Origin of the sequence: Klebsiella sp. 7-CIP_Kleb., assembly GCF_050378655.1 — a bacterium.
Lineage (GTDB): Bacteria > Pseudomonadota > Gammaproteobacteria > Enterobacterales > Enterobacteriaceae > Klebsiella > Klebsiella quasipneumoniae.
Map to the genome: position 1 here is coordinate 44,908 of NZ_JBNRLJ010000012.1, position 23,880 is coordinate 68,787.

The 23,880-nt window shown below is 50.1% G+C and carries 12 protein-coding genes and 10 pseudogenes; 11 read left to right on the forward strand and 11 right to left on the reverse strand.

Annotation, left to right across the window (positions count from 1 at the left end; all coding sequences use genetic code 11):
- Positions 1 to 13 precede the first annotated feature (13 nt).
- The 3 genes from ACQUTI_RS24360 to ACQUTI_RS24370 all read left to right on the forward strand — a co-directional run bounded on the left by ACQUTI_RS24360 (position 14) and on the right by ACQUTI_RS24370 (position 3,815).
- Entirely contained in the window at positions 14 to 1,297 is a 1,284-nt protein-coding gene (locus ACQUTI_RS24360) for an MFS transporter (protein ID WP_080861627.1), read from the forward strand.
- Between the two features lie 203 nt (positions 1,298 to 1,500).
- Entirely contained in the window at positions 1,501 to 2,340 is an 840-nt protein-coding gene (locus ACQUTI_RS24365; protein ID WP_428923393.1) for a fumarylacetoacetate hydrolase family protein, read from the forward strand.
- Positions 2,341 to 2,586: 246 nt separating this feature from the next.
- Positions 2,587 to 3,815, forward strand: a protein-coding gene (locus tag ACQUTI_RS24370) for an IS3 family transposase (RefSeq protein ID WP_428923394.1) whose coding sequence is annotated in 2 segments (ribosomal slippage) — positions 2,587 to 2,902 and positions 2,902 to 3,815 — 1,230 coding nt in all. Because the reading frame shifts where the segments join, the coding sequence is not laid out codon by codon here.
- An 11-nt stretch (positions 3,816 to 3,826) separates the two neighbouring features.
- On the opposite strand, the pseudogene ACQUTI_RS24375 reads toward ACQUTI_RS24370, so the two are convergent.
- Positions 3,827 to 4,176: pseudogene (locus ACQUTI_RS24375) on the reverse strand (IS1-like element transposase); the annotation flags it as partial.
- A gap of 401 nt (positions 4,177 to 4,577) precedes the next feature.
- Between ACQUTI_RS24375 and ACQUTI_RS24380 the strand changes: the two are divergent.
- Positions 4,578 to 4,685, forward strand: a pseudogene (locus tag ACQUTI_RS24380) (antirestriction protein ArdA); the annotation flags it as partial.
- 117 nt (positions 4,686 to 4,802) lie between these two features.
- Here ACQUTI_RS24380 and ACQUTI_RS24385 read toward each other — a convergent pair.
- The 3 genes from ACQUTI_RS24385 to ACQUTI_RS24395 are packed head-to-tail and all read right to left on the reverse strand — an operon-like array spanning position 4,803 to position 8,824.
- Positions 4,803 to 5,795 (reverse strand): thioesterase, FlK family, encoded by a 993-nt coding sequence (locus ACQUTI_RS24385; RefSeq protein ID WP_004118901.1) that lies wholly within the window; start codon positions 5,793 to 5,795, stop codon positions 4,803 to 4,805.
- Positions 5,792 to 7,381, reverse strand: coding sequence for a class I adenylate-forming enzyme family protein (locus ACQUTI_RS24390; RefSeq protein WP_080861633.1), 1,590 nt, complete (start codon positions 7,379 to 7,381; stop codon positions 5,792 to 5,794). Before ACQUTI_RS24390 ends, ACQUTI_RS24385 begins: the two co-directional genes overlap by 4 nt.
- Positions 7,382 to 7,417: 36 nt before the next feature.
- Complete coding sequence (locus ACQUTI_RS24395; protein ID WP_032413280.1) at positions 7,418 to 8,824, reverse strand: purine-cytosine permease family protein; 1,407 nt, start codon at positions 8,822 to 8,824, stop codon at positions 7,418 to 7,420.
- A gap of 913 nt (positions 8,825 to 9,737) precedes the next feature.
- Here ACQUTI_RS24395 and ACQUTI_RS24400 point away from each other — a divergent pair.
- Together ACQUTI_RS24400 and ACQUTI_RS24405 are read left to right on the forward strand one after the other, a co-directional pair.
- Positions 9,738 to 10,766: pseudogene (locus ACQUTI_RS24400) on the forward strand (integrase core domain-containing protein).
- Between the two features lie 245 nt (positions 10,767 to 11,011).
- A complete protein-coding gene (locus ACQUTI_RS24405; RefSeq protein WP_080861635.1) occupies positions 11,012 to 12,568 on the forward strand; it encodes an EAL domain-containing protein in 1,557 nt (518 codons plus the stop codon).
- Positions 12,569 to 12,768: 200 nt separating this feature from the next.
- Here ACQUTI_RS24405 and ACQUTI_RS24410 read toward each other — a convergent pair.
- A pseudogene (locus ACQUTI_RS24410) lies at positions 12,769 to 13,879 on the reverse strand (IS3 family transposase).
- Positions 13,880 to 13,959: 80 nt separating this feature from the next.
- A pseudogene (locus tag ACQUTI_RS24415) lies at positions 13,960 to 14,537 on the reverse strand (transposase); the annotation flags it as partial.
- A gap of 70 nt (positions 14,538 to 14,607) precedes the next feature.
- Here ACQUTI_RS24415 and ACQUTI_RS24420 point away from each other — a divergent pair.
- Positions 14,608 to 14,988 (forward strand): EAL domain-containing protein, encoded by a 381-nt coding sequence (locus tag ACQUTI_RS24420; protein ID WP_225545475.1) that lies wholly within the window; start codon positions 14,608 to 14,610, stop codon positions 14,986 to 14,988.
- Positions 14,989 to 15,478: 490 nt separating this feature from the next.
- Here the strand turns inward: ACQUTI_RS24420 and ACQUTI_RS24425 are convergent.
- Positions 15,479 to 15,676 (reverse strand): annotated as a pseudogene (locus ACQUTI_RS24425) (alpha/beta fold hydrolase); the annotation flags it as partial.
- A gap of 58 nt (positions 15,677 to 15,734) precedes the next feature.
- Between ACQUTI_RS24425 and ACQUTI_RS24430 the strand changes: the two are divergent.
- Positions 15,735 to 16,431, forward strand: a pseudogene (locus ACQUTI_RS24430) (IS1 family transposase).
- 222 nt (positions 16,432 to 16,653) lie between these two features.
- Here the strand turns inward: ACQUTI_RS24430 and ACQUTI_RS24435 are convergent.
- Positions 16,654 to 18,021, reverse strand: a complete 1,368-nt coding sequence (locus tag ACQUTI_RS24435; protein ID WP_080861638.1) for a formimidoylglutamate deiminase — start codon at positions 18,019 to 18,021, stop codon at positions 16,654 to 16,656.
- A gap of 98 nt (positions 18,022 to 18,119) precedes the next feature.
- On the opposite strand from ACQUTI_RS24435, the gene hutC reads away from it, so the two are divergent.
- Together hutC and ACQUTI_RS24445 are read left to right on the forward strand one after the other, a co-directional pair.
- Entirely contained in the window at positions 18,120 to 18,881 is a 762-nt protein-coding gene (hutC, locus tag ACQUTI_RS24440; protein WP_080861639.1) for a histidine utilization repressor, read from the forward strand.
- The gene (locus ACQUTI_RS24445) at positions 18,878 to 19,435 is read left to right on the forward strand and encodes a HutD/Ves family protein (RefSeq protein ID WP_428923395.1); all 558 of its coding nucleotides are present in this window, start codon (positions 18,878 to 18,880) and stop codon (positions 19,433 to 19,435) included. The genes hutC and ACQUTI_RS24445 overlap by 4 nt, the downstream gene beginning before the upstream one ends.
- 33 nt (positions 19,436 to 19,468) lie before the next feature.
- Here ACQUTI_RS24445 and ACQUTI_RS24450 read toward each other — a convergent pair.
- The 3 pseudogenes from ACQUTI_RS24450 to ACQUTI_RS24460 form a co-directional block, all read right to left on the reverse strand.
- Positions 19,469 to 20,039, reverse strand: a pseudogene (locus ACQUTI_RS24450) (aromatic amino acid lyase); the annotation flags it as partial.
- A gap of 5 nt (positions 20,040 to 20,044) precedes the next feature.
- Positions 20,045 to 20,654: pseudogene (locus ACQUTI_RS24455) on the reverse strand (ABC transporter permease).
- 32 nt (positions 20,655 to 20,686) lie between these two features.
- Positions 20,687 to 21,680: pseudogene (locus tag ACQUTI_RS24460) on the reverse strand (glycine/betaine ABC transporter ATP-binding protein).
- A 508-nt stretch (positions 21,681 to 22,188) separates the two neighbouring features.
- Here ACQUTI_RS24460 and hutU point away from each other — a divergent pair.
- On the forward strand, positions 22,189 to 23,865 hold the full coding sequence (hutU, locus tag ACQUTI_RS24465; RefSeq protein WP_080861644.1) for a urocanate hydratase: 1,677 nt from the start codon (positions 22,189 to 22,191) through the stop codon (positions 23,863 to 23,865).
- The last annotated feature ends 15 nt before the right edge of the window (positions 23,866 to 23,880 follow it).

Below are 23,880 nucleotides of genomic sequence, written 5' to 3' on the forward strand. Positions count from 1 at the left end.
TAATAGGATTCATATGAGCCATTCACTTAATGATGATGTGCACAACCCATCCACGTCACTGACAAAAGAACATCCTCGAGCTAAAACCATTGCCGCTATTACCATTGGCAACGGACTGGAATTTTATGATTTCACCATTTTCAGTTTTTTCGCAACAATTATTGGTAAGCATTTCTTTCCTGCTGAAAGTGCGGGAACGTCGTTATTAATGGCTTTTGCCACCTACGGTGTGGGTTTTATTATGCGTCCGTTGGGAAGCGTGTTTCTTGGGCAATATGCGGATAAACATGGACGTAAAGCCGCCCTCACCTTAACACTATGGCTTATGGCAATCGGATCAGCTATTTTTGTGTTGGCGCCAACATACCAGAGCATCGGGATTTATGCCCCTGTATTAATCGTCATAGCTCGACTCTTACAAGGATTTGCCATCGGTGGCGAGCTTGGCGCATCCACGTCTTACCTGATGGAGTTCGCAACAAAAAAAAACCGCGGCTACTACAGCAGCTGGCAGTTTTTCAGCCAAGGACTCAGCGTGTTAATGGGTGCACTAGTCGGTCTGGGATTAACTGCTCTTCTCACAACTGATCAATTAAGCGGGTGGGGATGGCGTATTCCTTTTATTATCGGACTGTTAGTGATCCCAGTGGGGCAATACATTCGTAATACGCTGCCAGAGCAGTATACACCAACGAAGGAGCATGCCTCATTATTGACCATGGCTGTACGCCACAAAGTCTCATTGGCCGCCGGTATACTAATTTCCATTGGCGGCACCTCGGCAAACTATGTGATTCTGCACTATATGGCCAATTATGCAATTTCACAACTCAATGTCGGTATGGTCAATGGTATCTTCTTGGGTTGTGTCGCCGGATTTATTCAAATCTGTTTTTGTGGTCTGGCGGGTAAAGTGTGCGACCGGTTTGGTTATAAAAAGATGGTGCTGATGACTCGAATCGTGATGCTCATCACTATCTATCCGGCATTCTTATTGATTGAGTCCTTTCCGGTTGCGCCCGTAATGGCAGCAGTAATCGTTTTACTAACTATTTTACTGATTTTTAACACAGTCCCATCTTTAGTACTGCTAGGTACTATATTCCCAAGGGAGTTTCGGGCCACCGGGTTATCGTTTACCTACAGTATCAGTACTGTGATCTTTGGCGGGTTTGCTCAGTTTTTCTGCAGCCTACTGATTAAGATGACAGGTAATAACAGTGCTCCGGCAATTTATATTTTAGTATGTGGAGCAATTTCATTGTTGGGATTATTGCTAGCGAAAGAAAAAGAATAGTATTGTGTCGTATCTCCCCCCTTGACTGACGAGTATAATGTCAGTCAACATTCTGTATCCTTCAACGTGGCTGTGTTTTTGTTTTTAAATAACACCATTTGAACCACAGTTTGCAAAGTCATTTCGCAGAAATGAAATCCCACAAACTGCGTTGCAATTATTTAATTTATTAGTTTTGAGTATTTTTTTTACAAAGGAACACTATGAAGTTATTGAGTTTTTCTGTTGAGGGATGTTCTTCATATGGCTTGCTCGCCGCGGATGGGGTAATAGATTTACACCCTATTTTTCCACAGTGCTCTGATTTACGAACTTTTCTCCCCTATGTGGAGCAATTGAACACCGGCATGCTCGCGACGAAATCCGCGGATTATCCTCTGGAAGAGATCACTTTTTTGCCCGTAATCACGCAATCAAATAAGATTATTTGCGCTGGCCTGAATTATCAGGAAAAGCGGGATGAATTTAACGAACAGGCCTCTGCACCGACACTATTTGTTCGTTTCCCTGATTCACAGACTGGCCATCACTGCGGCTTACGTAAACCTTCCTTAAGTGATGAGTTTGACTATGAAGGTGAGTTGGCGTTGGTGATTGGCAGTCCGGGGTCGAATATTTCTGAAGCTCATGCTCTAGGCCATATAGCTGGCTATAGCTGCTATATGGATGGCTCTGTTAGAGACTGGCAACATAGTTGGTTTACCGCTGGGAAAAACTGGCCTTCCACCGGAGGATTTGGTCCATGGCTTGTCACAACAGATGAAATTCCGGATCCACAGTGTCTGGAGATTGTCACCCGCCTGAATGGCCACGAAGTTCAACGATCCAACACCCGTCATATGCTCCATTCTATCGCTAAATTGATTGCCTATATCAGTACGTTCACCGCACTTTCACCGGGAGATGTCATCTTGACCGGATCACCAGGCGGAGTCGGTAAAAAACGCCAGCCTCCGTTATTTATGTGGCCCGGCGATGTTGTCGAGGTTGAAATCTCGCGAATAGGGCGTCTAATCAATCCAATTATTAGCGATGGATATTGACGTCACTATATGACGGCACAACTTGCCATGAGCATCCGCCAGGTGTGCAGGACATTGTCGCTGAGCAGGACGGTCTATGTTTACCGGCGCTCTGCCAGCTGCTGACTGAGCTGGCAGAACGCTACCTGGACGTTGCGGATAGCGGTTACCCCGGATAGACTGGCCCCATGAATCTCCAGACAGTTGGTATCACTTAAATTAGTGATAGTCTTAATACTAGTTTTTAGACTAGTCGTTGGAGTCCGAATGATTGATGTTTTAGGTCCAGAGAAGCGCAGACGGCGAAGTGTTCAGGAAAAAATCGCCATTGTTCAGCAGAGTTTTGAGCCCGGAATGACCGTGTCGCTGGTCGCCCGTCAGCATGGCGTTGCTGCCAGTCAGCTGTTCCTGTGGCGTAAGCAGTATCAGGAAGGCAGCCTTACAGCCGTTGCCGCAGGAGAACAGGTTGTGCCCGCGTCGGAGCTGGCATCTGCGATGAAGCAAATTAAAGAGCTGCAGCGCCTGTTGGGCAAGAAAACCATGGAAAACGAGCTGCTGAAAGAAGCCGTTGAATATGGCCGACAAAAAAAGTGGATAGCGCACGAGCCCTTGTTGCCGGAGGATGGCGAATAAGCCTTGTCAGTCGTTGCCTCCGGGTCTCACGTGCGCAACTGCATGCCATGGCCCGTCGGTTGAAGGACTGGCAGGATCGTCGGTGCAAGCGCAAGCCTGATGATACTGACGCGCTGCCCCTTATCCATACCGTTATCGACGATCTGCCCACCTATGGTTATCGTCGGGTATGGGCACTGCTGCGCAGACAATCAGAAACTGACGACATGGCGGTGATCAATGCCAAACGCGTATACCGCATCATGCGTCAGAATGCGCTGCTGCTTGAGCGTAAACCGGAAATACCGCCCTCGAAGCGGGCGCATACAGGGAAAGTGGCCGTTGGAGAAAGTAACCAGCGGTGGTGCTCTGACGGCTTCGAGTTCAGCTGTGATAACGGTGAAAAACTGCGGGTCACGTTCGCTCTGGACTGTTGCGATCGCGAGGCACTTTACTGGGCGGCCAGTAACGGTGGATATGACAGTGAAACCGTGCAGGACGTCATGCTGGGTGCCGTGGAGCGTCGCTTCGGTAACAGCCTGCCGACATCCCCCGTTGAGTGGCTGACAGACAACGGTTCAGCCTACCGTTCTTATCAGACGCGTCAGTTCGCCAGAATGGTAGGACTGGAGCCTAAACATACGGCGGTACGTAGCCCGGAAAGCAACGGGATGGCAGAGAGCTTCGTGAAAACGATGAAGCGCGATTACATCAGCATCATGCCGAAACCCGACGGGTTAACAGCGGTAAAGAACCTCGCGGAGGCCTTCGAACATTACAACGAATGGCATCCGCACAGTGCACTGGGGTATCGTTCGCCACGGGAATATCTGCGGCGGCGAACCAGTAATGGGTTAAGTGATAAAAAGTGTATGGAAATATAGGAGCCAACCCACCCGACGTAGCCCCTCTGCTCTTCCCTTTTTACGCAGACAATAACACCCCAGCCAGCCTTTATCCGCGAGGTTACTGACTGGGGACTAAGTTTTTTAAACGACGGAAAATGGTGTTCAGACCGATGCCGATAATGTGTGGACTGGCACGGCATCCAGAGCCATTTATAGTCATATCAATGATTTTCCTCTGGTGTGTACTGCGCTGTGAGGTTGTATAGGTGAAAGTGAGTGTCCATGGCTTACGGCACTGCCTGCAGAGATAATGCTGATGACCGGCAGTACTTTTGCCGTTACGGTCTACGCCTTCAGTCACAGCACAAGATGGCGATCCCACGTAAATGGAAGCCATAAAGCACCTCGAAAACACCATCCAACACAAAAATCAATAAGTTGGTAGCACTACCCAGGATTTTGTGAATATCAACGACGCAATAAAAACGATGTTGCTACGCGCCACATTCATCCCGTTTAACGTTGACAGACGTGCCGCTACTATAGCTGGGCCACGACTGATGCAAGGGGAGCATAAACGCTGTCAACTTAACCCGGCCACATTTATTTCAAAGGCCCTAACCGCCATCTTCCCATCGTTTTCAGGTTCAATTTTCGCCGTCAAACCGCCCAGCCTCCTCCTGCTATTTACTCTGCAGCGGCTTCGGTGACGCCCTTGCATCCTCCGTTGTTCTCCCGTCACTTGTGTCGGCACAGTATAAGCCGGATCCCAGACGATATTGACCACGGAGGTTTTTTATGGGCAACACGACCACCACACCTGCTGCCTAGGTCGGCATTCACCACAATTATAACTGCGGTAGTATTTTCGGCAAATGGTTTGACCTAACGGAGTTTGACAGCAGGGTGGTTTACCGACCTTATCTCCTTTTCGGGTTTAACATAGGAAGTCCCAACTTTTATGCTGGTCTGAGTCTATAGTTGGGAGAAGCAAGCGTTAGCCTACTTCTCTCCGTCGGTGGCTCAGCAGCGCTCTCCCGCAGATGCCAGCCAAGTGTCCATCATATCAAGGCGGTCATTTCCCCAGAACAGTTTGCCATCGGCAAACACTGCTGGTGCACCAAATACCCCGCGAGCAATAGCTTCATCTGTGTTCGATACTATGGCTAGCTTCCGGGCTTCATCGCCGATGGAGGAGATGCACGCATTTTTATCCAGCCCTACTGAAGTGGCTAAGTCGCCTAAGATGGCAACATCGCTAATATCCAGACTTTGTGACCAATACGCCTGCATCACCTTGAAGGCGAATGCTTCTCCCAGCCCCTCTTCAACTGCATACAGGGTAGCTCGCAGCGCACGTGAAGGCCGCAACGGGAACTTAGGATGATAACTCAGTGGCAGCCGGCGAATGCGCGCCCAGTCCTGCATATCTTGTTTGAACCAGTTGACAAACGCTGGCGAGGCATCCAACGGTCTACGTCCACCTATGCGGTCAATCAAATTAGCCAGATGGAAGGGACGTAGTACTATCATTCTTCCGTACGCAGCGGCAATTTCTCTTAGACGGGGGAAGGCGAGGTAGCACCAAGGGCTGTGAAAATCAAAGAAAAACTCCAGCGGAGCTCCCTCTGGCAGTTTACCATCAGCACGTTCAAAACGGCTGAGTGGCGCTAGAGCACGTTCATGCTTACCGCTCATGATCAATGCTCCCGCTTGATGCGCCTGTACGAAAAACTGCAACCTTTTCTCATCTGCGCTAATTAACGTCGCCGTACAGCGAACCTCCTGATAAGGCCAGGCGGGTTTATGATGATGTACGTCGACATGGGTTCCCACGCTCACCCAGCCGGACGGTAAGTCTTTTGCTACAGCATCGGCGCTGGTCTCCTCCAATAGAGCGATCAACGCTGGTGTCGACACCACTTTCACACCCGTGTTGCCAATTGCAGCTGCTGTTTGGTGCGGCCCAGGGGTGAAGACGCATGTATGTGGATAGCCTGTCACACTCATTTTCATAAAAGCTCCTTCAGTTGCCCATCAAGGGCTGCGCTTTTCAACATGCGTTTTAGGATCTTCCCGCTTGACGTCATCGGCCATTCTACGATGGTAAAGACCCGAGCAGGATGTTTAAAACCAGCTATTTTTCCAACACAGGCTTTTCTTATTTCATCTTTGGATAACGGCTTGGTGGACTCAATAGCGGCGGCTACCACTTCGCCGTAAAATTTATCGGGTAGAGCGAAGACTGCAACTTCAGTGATCGACGGATGCTCACGCAGCAGATTTTCTATCTCTACAGGATAGATATTTTCACCACCGCGAATGATCATATCGCGCAGGCGTCCTCCTACCAGTTCGACCCTACCATCGATGTTTAGCCGACCGAGATCGCCCGTATTCATCCAGCCTTGAGGATCGATGCAGCGAGCGGTTTCCTCCGCATCTCGATGATATCCCAACATGACCATTGGCCCACGAACCTGTAGCTGGCCGATTTCCCCGTGGGGGAGTACCACTCCGGTATTCGGATCGCAGACCTGCACTTCAACTCCAGGTAAGGGCAAGCCAGCAGTGGCAAAGCGCTGGGGACTTTGCCAGTAATCTAACGCTATCAGTGTGCTGGCTTCCGTCTGCCCGTAAACCTGAACCAACCCATTAATAGGAAACGCCCGCGCGCACTGTTCCAGAAGTCTCGGATCGCAGTCTGCACCACCGCAGGTACCGGTACGCAAAGACGAGAGATCGAAATATGGTCTGTCCGGATGCTCTAACATCGCTAAGTAGGACGTGGGGACTCCCGTAAGAACTGTACAGCGCTCCCGTTCTATCAGCGAAAGCATTTGTCCGGCGTCGAAAGCACGCATACCCAAATATGTCGCACCAGCTGTCAGGCATGCCAGAATATTCATGATGCAACCTGCACAGTGGAAGAGCGGAATAATGGATGTCCAGCGATCCATCGCCGTCACTTCCAGCCGCTGCACGGTGCCCCAGGCATTCATCATTATCCCTTCCATACAGAGTTCTGCGCCTTTAGGCCGTCCAGTAGTACCAGAAGTATATTGGATGCTAGCCAACTCTCTCGGGGACCATACCCACTCCGTCAGTTCAGCCAAAACGGGTTGGCGCATTACTGCTTCATATTCCATATCATCGAAGTTAATAATGTCTCTTAGGCTAGGGAGTTGAGGATGAATCGCTCGTACCATGGCTAAATATTCGCTGGAGCGAAAACGTTCGGACAGCAAGATGGCAACCACTTGGCTGTGATCGAGAACGTGGCGTAAATCATTATCACGGAAATGTGTATTAACAGGCACCAGTATCGCACCTAAGGCCGAAATTGCAATCTGGGCAACTGGCCACTCAATACGATTTTCTGCCAACAGAGCCACAGGGTCACCCGCTTTTACACCACGACGACTTAGCTCTAGCGCCAACTTGTCGACACTGTCAAGCCAACCTCTGAAGGTCATTCGTTGATTACCAGCATCGAATACCAGCGCTTCTTTATCAGGCCATTTTTCTGCATAATGACGCAGTAAACGGTATGGCGTATTAAGTGACTTTTTTTCGGAAAATGGGTCAACGATATATTTCATGTATGGATCCTTTTCTTGGGATTATTATTGTTACTGTTAATCAGCAGCCTGTATTTTCATAGAAGCGGGGGGCAATATTCTGCTGTAAATGTAATACACTATGCCGGTGCCAATCAGGCCAACTAACCAAGAGATATCTGCGCCATCCAACAAGCTTGCAATCGGACCAGTGTAAATACTGCTGGAAACAAAAGGAAGTTCCATTAATAAGCCAATGAAGTAAATGGAAATTACACTCCAGTTCCAGCGGCCATATATTCCTTGTGGATCGTTTAATGCCTGCAGGTCGCATTTTGAACGATGCCCCCACTGCCAGTCAGCCAGACAAATTGCACTCCAGGGAGAAATAAAGGTCAGTAGAAATAATAAAAAAGAAGAAAAAGCGTGAATGAAGCTTCCCGAGCCCCATAACGCAATGGAAACAGCTAACAAAATCATGGCTGATACATAAATAAATCGATGACCGACAGAGACGGTTGCTTTTCCTCTGAAACCATTCACCAGCGTCGCACTCGACATATAACTGCTATACGCATTCAATGTCATCATGGTTATTTTTCCGAAGCCTACGACAAAGTAAAGCAAAGATGCGACGAGACCGGATGCCCCCAGATTTACAACGAATTCTACTTCATGTCCGGTAAATGCCACTCCGGCAATAGCGGCGGAAAAAACACCAAATGTCATGGCTGCCTGAGAGCCCAGCGTTGTTCCTGAGGCTGCGGCAAAGAACACTTTCAGTTTTGATGTATCCGTAGGGAGGTAACGTGAATAATCTCCGACATAGGGGCCATAAGCAATTTGCCAGGCCGCCGCCAGTGAAATGGAAAGGATAAACTGGTTGGGAATAAACTTTCTCTGTTCTAGAAGACTGCTAATATTATGGCCAGCTAATAATGCAACGAACATGTAAATAAATGCAATGATGCCGACCACACTCGCGATCCGTGCTAAAGAATGTATGGCGCGGTAGCCTAAGGTGGCAACCAAGATCGTGATGACACCGAATAAAACGATACCCTGCCATTCTGCTGCATTCAAAATTTTAGCCACTGCCTGTCCTGCCAGCAAGGTGCCTCCAGCAGAGAACCCTATATATAAAAAACTTACCAGTAAAAGAGGGATGACCGCGCCATAAACACCAAATTGCATACGGCTTCGAATCATTTGCGGCAGTCCTGTAGCTGGCCCTTGTATGGCCTGTAGCCCCATTATGATACTGCCTAATATCTGACCTATAAATAAACCGATTAATGACCAGAAAACATCGCCGCCTAATACAACGGCCAACGCGCCGGTCACAATAGCGGTAATATTAAGGTTAACCCCTAGCCATAATGTAAACTGTCCCATAGCGCTGCCGAAGCGCTCATTATCAGGAACATAATCGATTGACCGTCTTTCTATAACCGTGTGCTTTACAGTGCTAGTGGAATGTTTCATAGATGAATCCTTTGAAAATTACAAGCATATAATCTGAACGGTATGCTGCCTGCTAGCAACATTTACTCGTTCTGCTATAGGCCGCCTGCTGTCATCAACATGAAGACTTAAACCTCTGCCTTTCTGCGATTCAGTCTTTAATACCCGTTTTTTTGCAGTGCCCTGATAAATTAGGGTGCCGATACCTTGACGATGAACGTGTTATGACGACATACGCCACTACTCCTCATGGGATAAACCTCATATCATTGATTCGAATACCTCAGAAATTAACTACTCTCAGATATTAATTAAGCATGACGTAGTATCATCTTCGATCGTGATGTATTTTTTCCTCCGCCTGAAGTACTCGGCAGTCTCGGGTTCTGGTTATCAACCACCACAAAGTCAGAGCCATCATGTTTAATTCTGTGATTGAAGGTACTCATCGTAATAACCGCCCCTTTACTTTGGTTGTTGGATTTTTCTCATAAAGTATAAGCTGTAAGAAAGATTTAATGTACAGGCCTGCATATACAACCTGCATTAGCCATGCCATGATTGCGCACCAAAACATAACAAATTGAATTTAAGGCAGTTATTTTTTTGTCGGCTGGTTTTACCAGAGAGGAGCTTTGTAAAGTATCCTCAAAGAAGTCAATTGTTGATAAAATGTAAGCATGACATGCCCCATTACAGGGATAAACACTTAACATTTGCACCACAATTGAGCAATGAAGTTTTCCATTAGCTATTCATTTAAATAAAATATTATATCCTCATGTTTTATAAAAATATCACTCCATCTTGGCAACCGTTAAACTGGTGATGTATGTACAACTGAGTTGACCCTGACTCGAACTCCTGCACCATTCAGAAACATAATGCCGGCATGTTCTACACTCCCTGAACGGAGTGTGGTGAGGTCGTGCCGATGAAAAAATCACGATTCACCGAAGAGCAGATTGTTTTTGCCCTGAAGCAGGCTGATCCGGTGACGTCCGTGCCGGAGGCCTGCCGTAAGCAGGGTATTTATGATCCCACGTTTTATACGTGACGAAAAAAATGGAGGAACATCTCCTACCGAACTGAAGCACATGCGGTAGCTTGTGGATGAGAATCTCAGGCTGAAGATGCTGGTTGCCGTTCTGAGCCTCGACAAGGCCATGCTGAAGACGTGCTGGCAAAAAAGAACTGACGCTGGCGCGTCTGCGCGAATGGGGCCGTGACCTGCAGGTACGCTATAAGGCGGTGTTGTTTTGCGCTACGGGTCAGCCGCAGCTCTCTACGCTACCGTTCTGTGTCGACAGACGACAGCGCATTGCGCTCGCGTATCAGTGGGATCACCCAGACACGGGTTCACTATTGCTACCGGAGGGTTCACGTTATGCTAAGGCGGGAGGGCTGGCGGGATAAACTTAAGCGTATTTACCGACTCTACAGCGAGCAGGGGCTGTATCCGAATCATGCCTGGGGCATGGACTTTTTGTCTGATGCCTTATTTGACGGGCATCGGTTACGCCAGCTGACAGTCATTGATCTCTACACACGCGAATCTACTGGGATCTGCGTGGGCCAGAATCTGCGCTCAACGGAGATCGTAGAGATGAACACCATTGCCCTCACACGTCTCTTACCACAGTTGCTGAAAACTGATAACGGCTCTGAATTTGCTGGAAAATGATGGGCAAGTTGGTGTATGAAGGGGAGGGCCATAAAGACTTTTCCCGGCCGGGAACACCGAGGGACAATGCCACAGTGGAGTCGTTCAATGGCAGTCTGCAGTCTGCGACAGGAATGACTGAACAAGGACTGGTACATGTCTCTGGAGGTTGCATAGTGTAGAATCGAGGCCTGGCGCATATACTATAACCAGAGGCGTCCGTATTATATACCCGGTTGGATGACGCCATCCAAATTCGCAGAGAAGTCTGCCTGTTGGCAGAATATGCAGTCAACATGAAGTCTGTTATTCCTGATTACGACTGGCCCATATTCGGGGCCAGGGTCAACCAACCGACATTACAAACTGATGGTTGTATCTGATACTGGGACTGGCCATCACCTGTAACTTATGAGGACAGTACTCCTACCGGGTGTATTCATCCACGAGGAGCAGGTCGACACTATCTTTTGGCATCACAAAATCTTTGTAACCATTCAATAACTGCTCTAAACTAAGATTAGTTCGCGAGCAGAGAAAATACCATGATGAATAGCAATAAAAAAAATAATAAATACGTAACGGTAATAATTTGTATAACCTTCACACTCTCTATGTTCTACCTATCCACAAAGGCTGTAATTTATATTCTCAACAAGAGAGATGTTGAGGGTTTTGCAGAATCCATTCTAGAAAGAAGTGTTTTATTAATGGAGCAAATAGAGTTTGTGGAAGGTAAAAGCAAGAGTGTAAATGAATCAGCAGCTTGCACAAAAGAACACATAAAAAAGCTGCGTGAAATTCTCTGGCCTCAACGTTATATTAAAGACATTGCTTATGCTAATCAAGATACGCTCTTGTGTACGGCTTTGTGGGGTGATGACCTAGCACCAGAAAAGCTCAACAACAATTATAATAGTGTAAAGTATGGCAATGGTTTTTGGTTGCTTGATGTAAAACCTGGGATCTTAGGAGGTAATAATGTATACGTTATAAATAATTTAGCAATCATACCTTCACCATTCATTTTTGCTAGGTTTTCATTAGATTCTGAAAATAAAAAAATAAGTGCAATAGTTAGTGATGAGAAACATCAAGCTCATATCTTCTTCATTGGGAACAACACTAACGACCTTTATAAAATGGAGCACTACACCCCCAAACCGATTGGATATATAATTTCAGAAAAATGCAATTATGAATTTAATTTATGCGCAACATCGGGCATGTATATCCAAAGCGTATTCGACATGCCTATATTAATAAATTTATTATTATTTATTCTTTCGTTAGCCTTGGGGTTATTAATGTTTGTAAGCATTAATCTTTTCTTATCTAAGAAAGATACTATTGTATTTCGTCTCAATCAGGCATTGAAAACTGATAAGTTAAATATAGTTTACCAACCTATTCTATCCATCAAAGATAATAAAGTGATAGGTGTGGAGGCATTATTAAGATGGTATGACAATGAATACGGGCGAGTATCTCCTGATATTTTTATTTCTATTGCTGAAAAGCATGGGCTTATAAGTTACGTCACAAGGTTTGTAATTTACAAATCAATAAAGGAAATGCACGAATTGATAAATACTCATAAAATTGAGTTGAGTATTAATATTAATACAAGCGATCTATTTTCACCATTATCCCATGAGGTGCTGGAAAAAGCAACCAATTTATATAAAGTTAGCCCTAAGTTCGTTACTCTTGAACTAACGGAGAGGCGTTCTGATAGTACATCCTTAATAAATGAGAGTTTGGCTAAATTAAGAGTGTTGGGCTATAAAATAGCCCTTGATGATTTTGGCACTGGATATTCCAATTTAAACTGGTTATCCAAGCTGGAAGTTGATAAAATTAAAATCGACAAATTCATAACGAACTTAATCTGTACAGACTCAATTAATGCTAATGTTCTGAACAAAATTGTTTCAATACTTAGCCAAACGCATAATGAAATCATATTTGAAGGTGTTGAAACAGAGGGGCAACTCTCATACCTAGTGGCTAACTTTCCTGATGCGTATGTTCAGGGGTATTTTTATGCAAAGCCTATGAACATTGAGGAGTTAAAAAAATACTTAGATAAGAAAGCTTAATCTAATTGCAAGGAAGACTAGTCACTAATGAGTGTCAGTAAATGATGGTTATCTTATCACATATGGAGACTGGATTTTGCTGCTATTAATAAAACAGGATGAGGTTACTCATAACGGCAGGCTGACAACGGAGCAATCTCAACTTTTGCGATCTCTTCTTTGCGACAGTATTCGAGGGAGAATATGTAAGCAGAGCTGTTTTAGTTCCACGCACTTTTTGAGATTTCAGGGGTTTCAGACATCAGCCGGTATTCTTCCGGCGTCAGGTTATTCAGGGATTCGTGGGGCGCTCGCCGTTATATTCAGCCAGCCAGCGCTCTGTAATTTCCCGTGCTTCATTCAGTGTTCTGAACAGATAAAAATCCAGTATTTCTGTCCGGTACGTCCGGTTGAATCGTTCGATAAAGGCGTTCTGTGTTGGCTTGCCGGGCCTGATAAACTCCAGCATCACACCATGCTCTTCTGCCCATTGTGCCAGCATCAGCGAGACCAGCTCCGGACCGTTATCCATCCGCATCTTCAGCGGATATCCGCGGTTTGCCACGATCCTGGCCAGCACTCTGACAACCCGCTGCGCCGGGATATTCAGGTCAATTTCGATCGCCAGCGCTTCCCGTTTATAATCATCCACCACGTTGAAGGTCCTGAAACGTCTGCCACACACCAGCGCATCGTGCATAAAATCGATGGACCAGCTCTGGTTCATCGCCTCTGGCGTCGCTAGCGGAGCCGGATTGCGCACCAGCAGGCACTGTTTTCCCTTACGGCGAAAATTCAGTTTCAGCAGGCAGTAAATCCGGTGCACGCGCTTATGGTTCCAGGCGTTGCCCTGCCTGCGAAGGGCCTGAAAAAGCTTTTCAAATCCGTATCGCGGATAGCGTTCAGCCGCCATGCTCAGCGCCCTAATGACTGACTCATCACGTTGCGTATCCGGCTGATAACGAAATACCGTCCTGCTCAGCGACAATGTCCTGCATGCCTGATGTAAGCTCATAGCAAACTGTGCGGTCAGATAGCTGACCAGCTCACGCTTTATCGCTGGTTTTAAAGCTTTTTTCAATAACGTCTTTCAGGGCGCGGCATTCGAGGCTCCGGTCCGCAATCATCTGTTTCAGCCGGCGGTTTTCATCCTCAAGGTCCTTCATCTTTTTTGATATCAGAGGCTTCCATACCGCCGAACTTCGCTTTCCAGTTGTAATAGCTGGCTCCGGAAATCCCGGCTTCGCGGCAGACATCCTTAACGGTACGTCCGGCTTCGACAGACTTCAGAACGGCGATGATCTGGTGTCCGGTGAATCGGGCTATGCGCATGGCGATCTCCTCCAAGGATATATTCAGTATGCCGGAAAATCTCTAAATGTGAATGGTCCGCTTTACCGGGATGCTTACACTTCTGCTCGACGTTGCTTACGCAGGATGCCCCACACTCGTCGATAGCCGTAGCTGGGCATATCGCTGATGATGTCGAGGATGTCCGACAGTATTTCAGCGTCTGCTTCATCATTATTCCGGTTACAGCGCCTGTCCTGCCAGTCGGCAGGACGCTTAATCCGCAGTGACAGCTGCGCACGCGACACGCTCATGGCGCGGCTAACCTGTGCTATTCCCCGTCCTTTGGCAACAAGGGCGCGTGCGCTATCCATTTTCGCGACTGGCCGTACTCCACGGCTTCTTTCAGGATCTCAACTTCCATCGTCTTCTTGCCCAGAAGGCGCTGTAGTTCCCGAACCTGCTTTAGTGCAGCTGTGAGTTCAGAGGCAGGCACGACTTCTTCTCCGGCTGCAACGGCGGTGAGGCTACCTTCCTGATATTGCTTTTTCCACTTAAACAGCAGGCTGGGCTGAATACCGTGCAGACGGGCGACATGGGAGACATTCATGCCCGGCTGCATCGTCTGCTGGATAATGGCGATCTTCTCCTGAGGAGTTTTACGTTTGCGGGCTTCTTGCCCTAACAGGATCCCGGTCATCTCAAAATTGGCGTTAGTGTTAGACATATATTCAAGCCTATCTCTTATCTGGAGATACAGCTACTGTCTGGTGTTTGAGGGGGCTACATCAATACGAAAACTCGGTGTGGGTGTGTCTATTGACGATTTTGGTACGGGTTTCTCCAGCCTGTCCCGGCAGGCGTATTTACCTGTGACTGAGGTAAAAATTGATAAGAGCTTCATTGACCAGTTTACACATGATCGAAGAGTGAATGCCCTTGTCGAAGCCGTTGTGCATATCGGACATAACCTAGATATGGTCGTGGTCGCAGAGGGTGTTGAAAGTATCTCTCAGTGGAACTGTCTGAAACACATGGGCTGCCCTGTTATACAGGGATACCTTTTTTCTGGCGCATTACCGGCAGGCACTGTCCCCGACTGGATCCGATCATTCCGGAAAAAAGTGGAACAGCAGGGGCTACATAATTAACTGTTGTAAAAAAACCGGCGCTAACGGACTTCTGACCATATTCGGGCATTTCCTTGGTGGTGGGCCATTTGGGAAAGTAACTTTTACTGAATGTGAAGCACTATATCTTCGATGTTGTTGATAACATATCACGCCGTGCTATCTGCCAGGTTCAACGGGATAGTATTGAGATTATGACCGGACAAGCAGAGATGCATTATCATGATAGGCATAACGATCGGGTACAGAACAACTGACCCTGACCCAAAATCCTGCGCTATTCAGAAACAGAATTCCGGCATGATAAACACTCACCTGAATGGAGGTGGTGCCGATCAAAAAATCACGCCCCCGGACTGAAGGTATCGATAAGGTGTGGATCAATGGCCGACTGGCTTGGGAAAATGGTGAACTTCGCCATCAGACGGTAGGGCAGGTAATTCGATGCTTAAAAAGCACCGTTCACCAGTTCAGGCCAGTTTTGTGGGCAGGCTTCGGTGAACAGCAGAAATTATGTCGATGAGATCGCATTGCTTAAAAAATCGCTCACCGTCTTGATGCATAGATCGCGCTCTTCCATGTGCGGCATATGGCTTGAGGCTTCAAAAATGACCCACCGTGCGCCGAGGATATGATCCATAAAGGGCTGTACCACTTCCGGTGTGGCTTCATCGTAGCGCCCGGAAATCAGTAGCACCGGAATCTGAATTTGGGTGATGCTGCCAACTTACTGATTAAGCGTATGATGGTGTTTTTGAGGTGCTCCAGTGGCTTCGGTTTTTATCAGCTGTCCCTCCTGTTCAGCTACTGACGGGGTGGTGCGAACGGCAAAAGCACTGCCGAACATCAGCGCTATCTCAGCTCTCACTGCCGTAAAACATGACAGCTACAGTTCACTTACACCGCCTCTCAACCCGGTACGCACCAGAAAATCATTGATATGGCCATGAATGGCGTTGGATGCCGGGCAACCGCCCGCATTATGGGCGCTGGCTTCAACACGATTTTACGGCACTTAAAAAACTCAGGCCGCAGTCGGTAACCTCGCGCATACAGCCGGGCAGTGACGTCATCGTCTGCGCGGAAATGGACGAACAGTGAGGCTATGTCGGGGCTAAATCGCGCCAGCGCTGGCTGTTTTACGCGTATGACAGGCTCCGGAAGACGGTTGTTGCGCACGTATTCGGTGAACGCACTATAGCGACGCTGGAGCGTCTTATGAGCCTGCTGTCACCCTTTGACGTGGTGATATGGATGACGGATGGCTGACCGCTGTATGAATCCCGCCTGAAGGGAAAGCTGCACGTAATCAGCAAGCGATATACGCAGCGAATTCAGCGGCATAACCTGAATCTGAGGCAGCACCTGGCACGGCTGGGACGGAAGTCGCTGTCATTCTCAAAATCGGTGGAGTTGCATGACAAGGTCATCGGGCATTATCTGAACATAAAACACTATCAATAATTTGGAGTCATTACCCTAAATAGCATATTGATTCATGAGATAACCAGTAACTTATAATTCTGCATTAAAAGGTATTCACCTCCTGAATTGCAAGGAGTGAAGCCAAGCAAGAGGGGCGATGCTTCACGACCGACATGATCCCGTTAGTAAAATCATTTGAATTATTTAAATTTCATTCAGAAACAAAACCGGTTCACCGTCGTTGAACCGGTTTGTTCGATGTCAGACAGCAAGATGTTTCATTACCTGAATAAATGCCTGTGAGACAGATTCTTCTTGATGGTGATGTCCATCCTCAATCACCCAGCGTCCGCCAGTCATCACCGCGGTAATGGGATTAGATGAACAGGCGAAGATCCAGCGGTTGAGCAGCATCTGGTCTTCTGCACAGGCGATAAAGGGATTCTGGCTATCCAATACGACCAGATCGGCCCGATATCCTACGCTTAGCTGGCCAATATTTTGGCCCAGCGCTCTGGCGCCGCCTCGTAGTGCCCCTTGATACAGCACGTTACCAACGTGAGGCTCGCCTGGGACGATGAGCCGGTTACGGCGCTGGGCTATCAGGCGCTGCCCGTATTCGAACCAGCGTAAATCCTCGCTGACGCTGACGCTAATGTGGCTGTCGGAACCAATTCCCCAGACGCCGTTATGCTCCAGATATTGTGGGCCGGGGAATATGCCATCGCCGAGATTGGCTTCGGTGGTCAGGCACAGGCCGGCCACCGCACCGGATGTGGCCATCTTCATCGTTTCCTGAGGCGTCAGATGAGTGGCGTGGATCAGGCACCAGCGGGAATCCACGGGGAGATGGTTGTACAGCCACTCCACCGGGCGCTCGCCAGACCAGGCCAGGCAGTCATCCACCTCTTTTTGCTGTTCAGCAATATGAATATGAATCGGCTGCTGGCCAGGATGGCAGTCCAGAATGGCGCCAATCTGCTCCGGCGTAACGGCCCGTAATGAGTGGAAGCACAGACCGGTACGCTGCATTGGCTCGCCGGCCAGCCGCGATGTGAGCGACTCGTACATTGTCAGGTAGCTGTCGCTATCGTTGATAAAGCGGCGCTGTCCAACGGAAGGCGGCTGCGCGCCAAACCCGGCGTAACTGTACAGGACGGGCAGCAGCGTCAGGCCGATGCCGGTATGTTTCGCCGCTCTGGCGATACGCAGCGCTAATTCCGTCCGCTCTTCATAAGGCGCGCCACTGCTGCTGTGATGCAGATAGTGGAATTCGGCGACCGAGGTGTACCCGGCTTTGAGCATTTCGATGTACAGATAGCTGGCGATGGTTTCCAGCTGTTCTGGCGTAATTTTATCTACCAGCCTGTACATCAGATCCCGCCAGGTCCAGAAGCTATCCGACGGGTTTCCCGCGACCTCCGTTAACCCGGCCATCGCCCGCTGGAAGGCATGGGAGTGCAGGTTTGGCATACCCGGCACGACGACCCCTTTGATGCGCGTCGCCTGCGGACTCGGTGCTGCATTCTTTTCCAGCGCGGTTATGATGCCTTCTTCGGACACGGTTATGCCGACGTTATTTGCCCAGCCATCAGACAAAAGCGCTTTTTCTGCCAACCAGACTGCCATTTTACCACCTTATTATTAGTGCTAATATACTTGTACATATATATACATCTAACAGGTCATAGAGTAAACTGACAACGTCAGCATATGAGGAATGGTTAATGGCGCGTAATGACTTGTCAAATTCGGATTTCGTGGATGAGATACTTGAACATCCCGCCCCCTTTTATGAAAGGGTAAAGGTCATGATCAAAACCAAGATCCACAGCGGGGCATGGCCCGCGAATTACCGTGTTCCCTCTGAAAGCGAACTGGTTACGCTGTTTGGCTATAGCAGGATGACGATTAACCGCGCGTTGCGAGAACTGACCGCGGAGGGCTTGCTGGTGCGGATGCAGGGGGTCGGTACTTTTGTCGCCGAAATTCGCGGTCAGTCGGCGTTGCTGGACATTAACAATATCGCTGACGAAATCGTCAGCCGTGGCCATCGCCACCACGCCAGAGTTTTCAGACTGACGGAAATCGAAGCCGATGCCCAGCAGGCGTTCAGCTTTGGCATGCAGCAGGGTTGCGGTCTGTACCATTCGCTGATTTGCCATTATGAAAATGGCGTTCCGGTTATGCTGGAAGACCGACTGGTGAATATGCAGGTTGTGCCGGACTACCTGCAGCAGGATTTTACACGTATCACGCCGAACGCCTATCTCTCCTCAATTGCGCCGATTGTTGAAGGCGAACACGTTATTGAAGCGGTCAACGTCACGCGGGCCGAGTGTGTTTACCTGGAAATCGATGAACATACGCCTTGTCTGCTGGTCAATCGTCGGACGTGGACCGGCCGTCAGGAGAAGAAAATCGTCACCAGCGTGCGCCTGGTATATCCCGGTCCGCGTTACCGCCTGGAAGGGAGTATGCGCAAATGATCCGTCTGCTCCCTGCCGGGTTGTATACGGAAATGCCCTGGAAAAACGGCCAGGGCGTGACGCGCGAAGTGGCCCGCTATCCGGAAGCGGGAGAATATGACTGGCGTATATCCCTGGCGACCATTCGCCAGCCTGGTCCGTTCTCCACATTTCCCGGCTACCTGCGCAATATCAGCGTGCTGGAAGGCGGCGGGATGTACCTGACAATCGATGGGCAGCGCAGCGCATTGATTGCGCCTTTCCAGGCGCTGGGGTTTAACGGCGCGAGCAGCGTATCCTGTGAGATTGTCGGCGGCCCGCTTCTGGATTTTAATGTGATTTACCGGGAAGCCGCTCTGCGGGCGACGGTGAGCTGGTGCGGGGCGGGAACGTGGTCGCATCAGGGCGGACTGCGGATATTGTTTAATGCCGGGCCCGCGTTGCGGGTGAGCGTCGGCGACCAACGCTATTTACTGGAACATTACGACAGCCTGCTGGTGGATGAAGCGGTGGCGCTCGTTATCCAGGACTCTCCGGGCGCGCGTCTGGCCCGCATCACGCTGATTCCCCTTTAATCACGCCGCAGGCTCCTTCTGCGGCGCCTGTTGTCACACCTTTTCGCACAATGCCTGTAGCATCGCGCTGAGTTCGCCCTGATGAATCAGGGCGCGTAGCGCATGTATATCGGGGTAGAGCAGCGTATCTTTATCCCGAAACGGTACCGCCTGACGCACTCTCTCCAGCGTCGCCTCGCTGCCCACGGCGGCGCGCAGCGGGCGATGGAATTCCAGCGCCTGACAGGCGCACAGCAGTTAGATGGCGACGATGTCCACGGCGTTTCTACCGCCTGAAGCGCTTTGCGTGCGGCGGCCCCCCCCCCCCACACATGCTGACATGATCTTCCTGACCGGCGCAGGTGGACACCGTGTGGATACTGACCGGGCCGGCCAGACTGCGGTTATCGCCCGCCAGCGCAGCGGCGACGTAGGGTGGGATCATCATCCCGGAGTACCCCGAATCCGGCGAGAAAAGAAAGGCCGGCAGCCCGCTGAGATGCGTATTGGTTATTCAGTCGCAACGGGGCTGGGAAGCGGTGCTCAACTGGGCAATCGCAACGGCCAGCGCCGTTGGCGCACCGCGGATCTGGGGGATACAGCGTATACTAAGCGAGTCCTGAAGCATAATTATCCTCTCTGAGTTTGCCAGCGGCTGAGTTGACGAGTGGCGTAAACCACCAGCATATCCAGCAGCAGCGCCAGAATGATGCTGTCCGCGATCCCGGCGATGATGGGAGTCAGAAATTGCAGCAGGAAGCCCCAGGGTAAACAGCGAGCCGAGCTGTTGTGTCCCGATTAATGCCGCGACGGAAACGATTCTGACCTTAAGCACCACGGCAACGCACAGACCGTAACGAATCACCGGCACGGCCAGCGGTAGGTCGTTCTGGAAAAACTGCTGGGCGGGTTTATATCCGAGCGCTGCCGCGGACTGACGGGTATCGGCCGATATAGAGTTCAGCCAGTCGCAGACGGTGCAAACCAGTAGCGCAAAGCTGCCGATGGCAAGTGCGACAACAACATTAATGGGGTCCAGAATCTGCGTGTAGAGCAGCGGGGGCAGCAGCACATACAGCGCCAGTGACCGAATGGTATACAGTATGCCAAACAGGTTAACGATCGCCGACTTGACCGATGGCAGGTGGTGTATGCCCTAGGCTACAGGGGCGGCCAGAATTACCCCTATCACTACCTGCACAATTGCGAGATAGCTGTGCTAGAGAAACAGGTTGAAGATTTAATCGCTCTGCACCCATAGCCAATCGAATCTCATGCTCCCTCCTGGCGCGTGGATTTACACATGTCGAGTACTTGATCGAGGTGGATGGTCCCCTGCGGGATTTGCCGTTCATCGACGATCACGGCCCGGTGGTTGGGCGAGCTCAGCGCAGCGTCCAGTAAACGGCGCAACGGGCTCCCTTGCTGGTGGAACGTCGCCCCCAGATTGATGTTGTCGTGGGTAATTGCTGTTGCCGGCTGATGGGTGTCGAACCAGCCAAACGCTTTGCCGTTTTGGGTAACCAGCAGCCAGCGGTCGATGGTCATCTCTTTGGCCTGCTCGAAGGAACAGTCCAGCTCGGCATAGGGCTAGTTGCGTAACCCGGTTTCTGTGTCGGCGGCGTGGAAACTCAGTTTGCGATAGCCTCTGTCTTTGCCGATAAAGTCCGACACAAAGGCGTTTTGCGGCGTATTGAGCGGTTCGCCTGGAGAGGCCATCTGCGCCAGCTTGCCGCCAGGTTTAAGTACCGCGACCAGGTCGCCGAGCTTCATGGCTTCATCAATATCGTGAATGACCATAATGATGGTTTTGCTCACCTCTTTCTGAATACGCAAAAACTCTTCCTGCAGCTGTTCGCGGACCACCGGGTCGACCGCGCTCAACGGTTCGTCCATCTAAACTCCGGGTCTGCCGCCATGGCGTGGTCAACTCCCACGCGCTGCTGCTGGCCTCCGGAAAGCTGTCAGGGGAAGCGTTTGGCGATTTGCGGATCCAGACCGACGACGTCCAGTAATTCCCCCGGCTCTGGCTTTACTTTTAGTGGCGCAGTTACACGATATCCATTTGCTCGGTTACTGGAACCGTTATCGGGCCAAATCCTGCATAACGATTCCAGTAACCGGTCAATTATCCGCAACGAGGTGTTTTTCCACAGCCCGAAGGGCCGACAAATACCCTAATATTGCCACACGGTGCTACCAGGCTAAGGCCATTTAATTCGATCGAACCGTTGTCGTAGTGCTCAGCCACATTCTGGAAGGTAATCGTCTTCACGCGTCTGATTGTTGTGTGTGGTGTTCCCGAGTGCAGGGGAGTCACGCGACAAAATTCTGCTATAGGTAATCTTGTATGTACAACAAAAACGCTTGTGTCAGTACCAGTGAAATACGCAATAAGATGGTTATTTAGTGATTTAAAACAATTAATTAGTGTATTTTTCCGTTATAGGGTGCTGCCGTTTATGGCGAGATAAGAAGTCATGACGAGATAGAAAATGCACTGGCGTTATCTTTTTGTGATGTTCTAGCGCACAAAAATAAGGCATTGAGGGGTTTTATTGCACCATAATAGCCCATCACCACAGTGTGTTCACGATGGTATAGCGCAAAATGCCTCTCTGATTTAATGTTAACTTGCTGTATTTTATGGTTTTTATAAATTTATTACTAACCTGGCATTCAATATGCTTATCATGTATACACAACTAAGCCGTAAAAAATAAAATTTACGATTAAGTAGCATACGACAGGTTACAGATAAGAAGGTAAAGCGCATGAGTAAACAAGCAACCCGTTTTCGCGATATTGAAATCAGAGCCCCGCGAGGCAATAAGCTGAACGCAAAAAGTTGGTTCACAGAGGCGCCGCTGCGCATGCTGATGAACAACCTGGATCCCGATGTCGCCGAAAATCCAAAAGAGCTGGTGGTGTACGGCGGTATTGGCCGGGCGGCCCGCAACTGGGAATGCTACGACAAGATCGTGGAGACCCTGAAGCAGCTCAATGATGATGAAACGCTGCTGATCCAGTCCGGTAAACCGGTGGGGGTTTTCAAAACCCACGACAATGCACCGCGGGTGCTGATCGCCAACTCGAACCTCGTGCCGCACTGGGCAAACTGGGAGCACTTCAACGAGCTTGATGCAAAAGGTCTGGCGATGTACGGGCAAATGACGGCCGGCTCATGGATCTACATCGGCAGCCAGGGCATTGTTCAGGGCACTTACGAAACGTTTGTGGAAGCCGGGCGCCAGCACTATAACGGTAGCCTGCGCGGACGCTGGGTGCTGACTGCGGGTCTGGGGGGGATGGGCGGCGCCCAGCCGCTGGCCGCAACCCTGGCGGGAGCCTGTTCGCTGAATATTGAATGCCAGCAGTCGCGTATCGACTTCCGTCTGCGTACCGGCTATGTCGATGAGCAGGCGAGCGACCTGGATGACGCCCTGACCCGCATTGCCCGCTATACCGCAAAAGGAGAAGCGGTATCCATCGCGCTGCATGGCAACGCGGCGGAAATTTTACCGGAGCTGGTAAGACGCGGCGTGCGCCCGGACATGGTGACCGACCAGACCAGCGCACACGATCCCCTCAACGGTTATCTGCCGCTGGGCATGAGCTGGGAAGACTACCGCGCTCGCGCGCAGTCCCACCCGGTGGAGACGATCCACGCGGCGAAAGCCTCAATGGCCGAACACGTTAAAGCCATGCTCTCCTTCCAGCAGCAGGGGATTCCCACCTTCGATTACGGCAACAACATCCGCCAGATGGCGAAAGAGATGGGGGTGGAAAACGCTTTTGACTTCCCAGGCTTTGTTCCCGCCTATATTCGTCCGCTGTTCTGCCGGGGTATTGGCCCATTCCGCTGGGCGGCGCTTTCCGGCGATCCGCAGGATATCTACCGCACCGACGAGAAAGTTAAAGAGCTGATCCCCGACGACGAACACCTTCACCACTGGCTGGATATGGCCAGAGAGCGCATCAGCTTCCAGGGGCTGCCGGCCCGCATCTGCTGGGTCGGACTGGGGCAGCGCGCCCGTCTGGGCCTGGCGTTTAACGAAATGGTCCGCAGCGGCGAGCTGTCGGCGCCAGTCGTGATCGGCCGCGATCATCTTGACTCCGGCTCCGTTGCCAGCCCTAATCGCGAAACGGAAGCGATGCAGGACGGCTCCGACGCGGTGTCCGACTGGCCGTTGCTGAACGCGCTGCTGAATACCGCCAGTGGCGCGACCTGGGTTTCCCTGCACCATGGCGGCGGCGTAGGGATGGGCTTCTCCCAGCACTCCGGCGTCGTCATTGTATGCGACGGCAGCGATGAAGCGGCGGAGCGCATCGCCCGGGTGCTGAGCAACGACCCGGCCACCGGTGTGATGCGCCATGCGGATGCGGGTTATGACATCGCGATTGAATGCGCCAGAGAGCAAGGACTCAACTTGCCAATGATTGCGGACTAATTTCTCCGGCGAAGG

What these genes read in the sequence shown, in the direction of transcription:
- ACQUTI_RS24360 (WP_080861627.1), top strand. Translation starts at nt 14, where the DNA reads ATGAGCCATTCACTTAATGATGATGTGCACAACCCATCCACGTCACTG.
- ACQUTI_RS24365 (WP_428923393.1), top strand. Translation starts at nt 1,501, where the DNA reads ATGAAGTTATTGAGTTTTTCTGTTGAGGGATGTTCTTCATATGGCTTG.
- ACQUTI_RS24385 (WP_004118901.1), bottom strand. Translation starts at nt 5,795, where the DNA reads ATGAAAATGAGTGTGACAGGCTATCCACATACATGCGTCTTCACCCCT.
- ACQUTI_RS24390 (WP_080861633.1), bottom strand. Translation starts at nt 7,381, where the DNA reads ATGAAATATATCGTTGACCCATTTTCCGAAAAAAAGTCACTTAATACG.
- ACQUTI_RS24395 (WP_032413280.1), bottom strand. Translation starts at nt 8,824, where the DNA reads ATGAAACATTCCACTAGCACTGTAAAGCACACGGTTATAGAAAGACGG.
- ACQUTI_RS24405 (WP_080861635.1), top strand. Translation starts at nt 11,012, where the DNA reads ATGATGAATAGCAATAAAAAAAATAATAAATACGTAACGGTAATAATT.
- ACQUTI_RS24435 (WP_080861638.1), bottom strand. Translation starts at nt 18,021, where the DNA reads ATGGCAGTCTGGTTGGCAGAAAAAGCGCTTTTGTCTGATGGCTGGGCA.
- hutC (WP_080861639.1), top strand. Translation starts at nt 18,120, where the DNA reads ATGGCGCGTAATGACTTGTCAAATTCGGATTTCGTGGATGAGATACTT.
- ACQUTI_RS24445 (WP_428923395.1), top strand. Translation starts at nt 18,878, where the DNA reads ATGATCCGTCTGCTCCCTGCCGGGTTGTATACGGAAATGCCCTGGAAA.
- hutU (WP_080861644.1), top strand. Translation starts at nt 22,189, where the DNA reads ATGAGTAAACAAGCAACCCGTTTTCGCGATATTGAAATCAGAGCCCCG.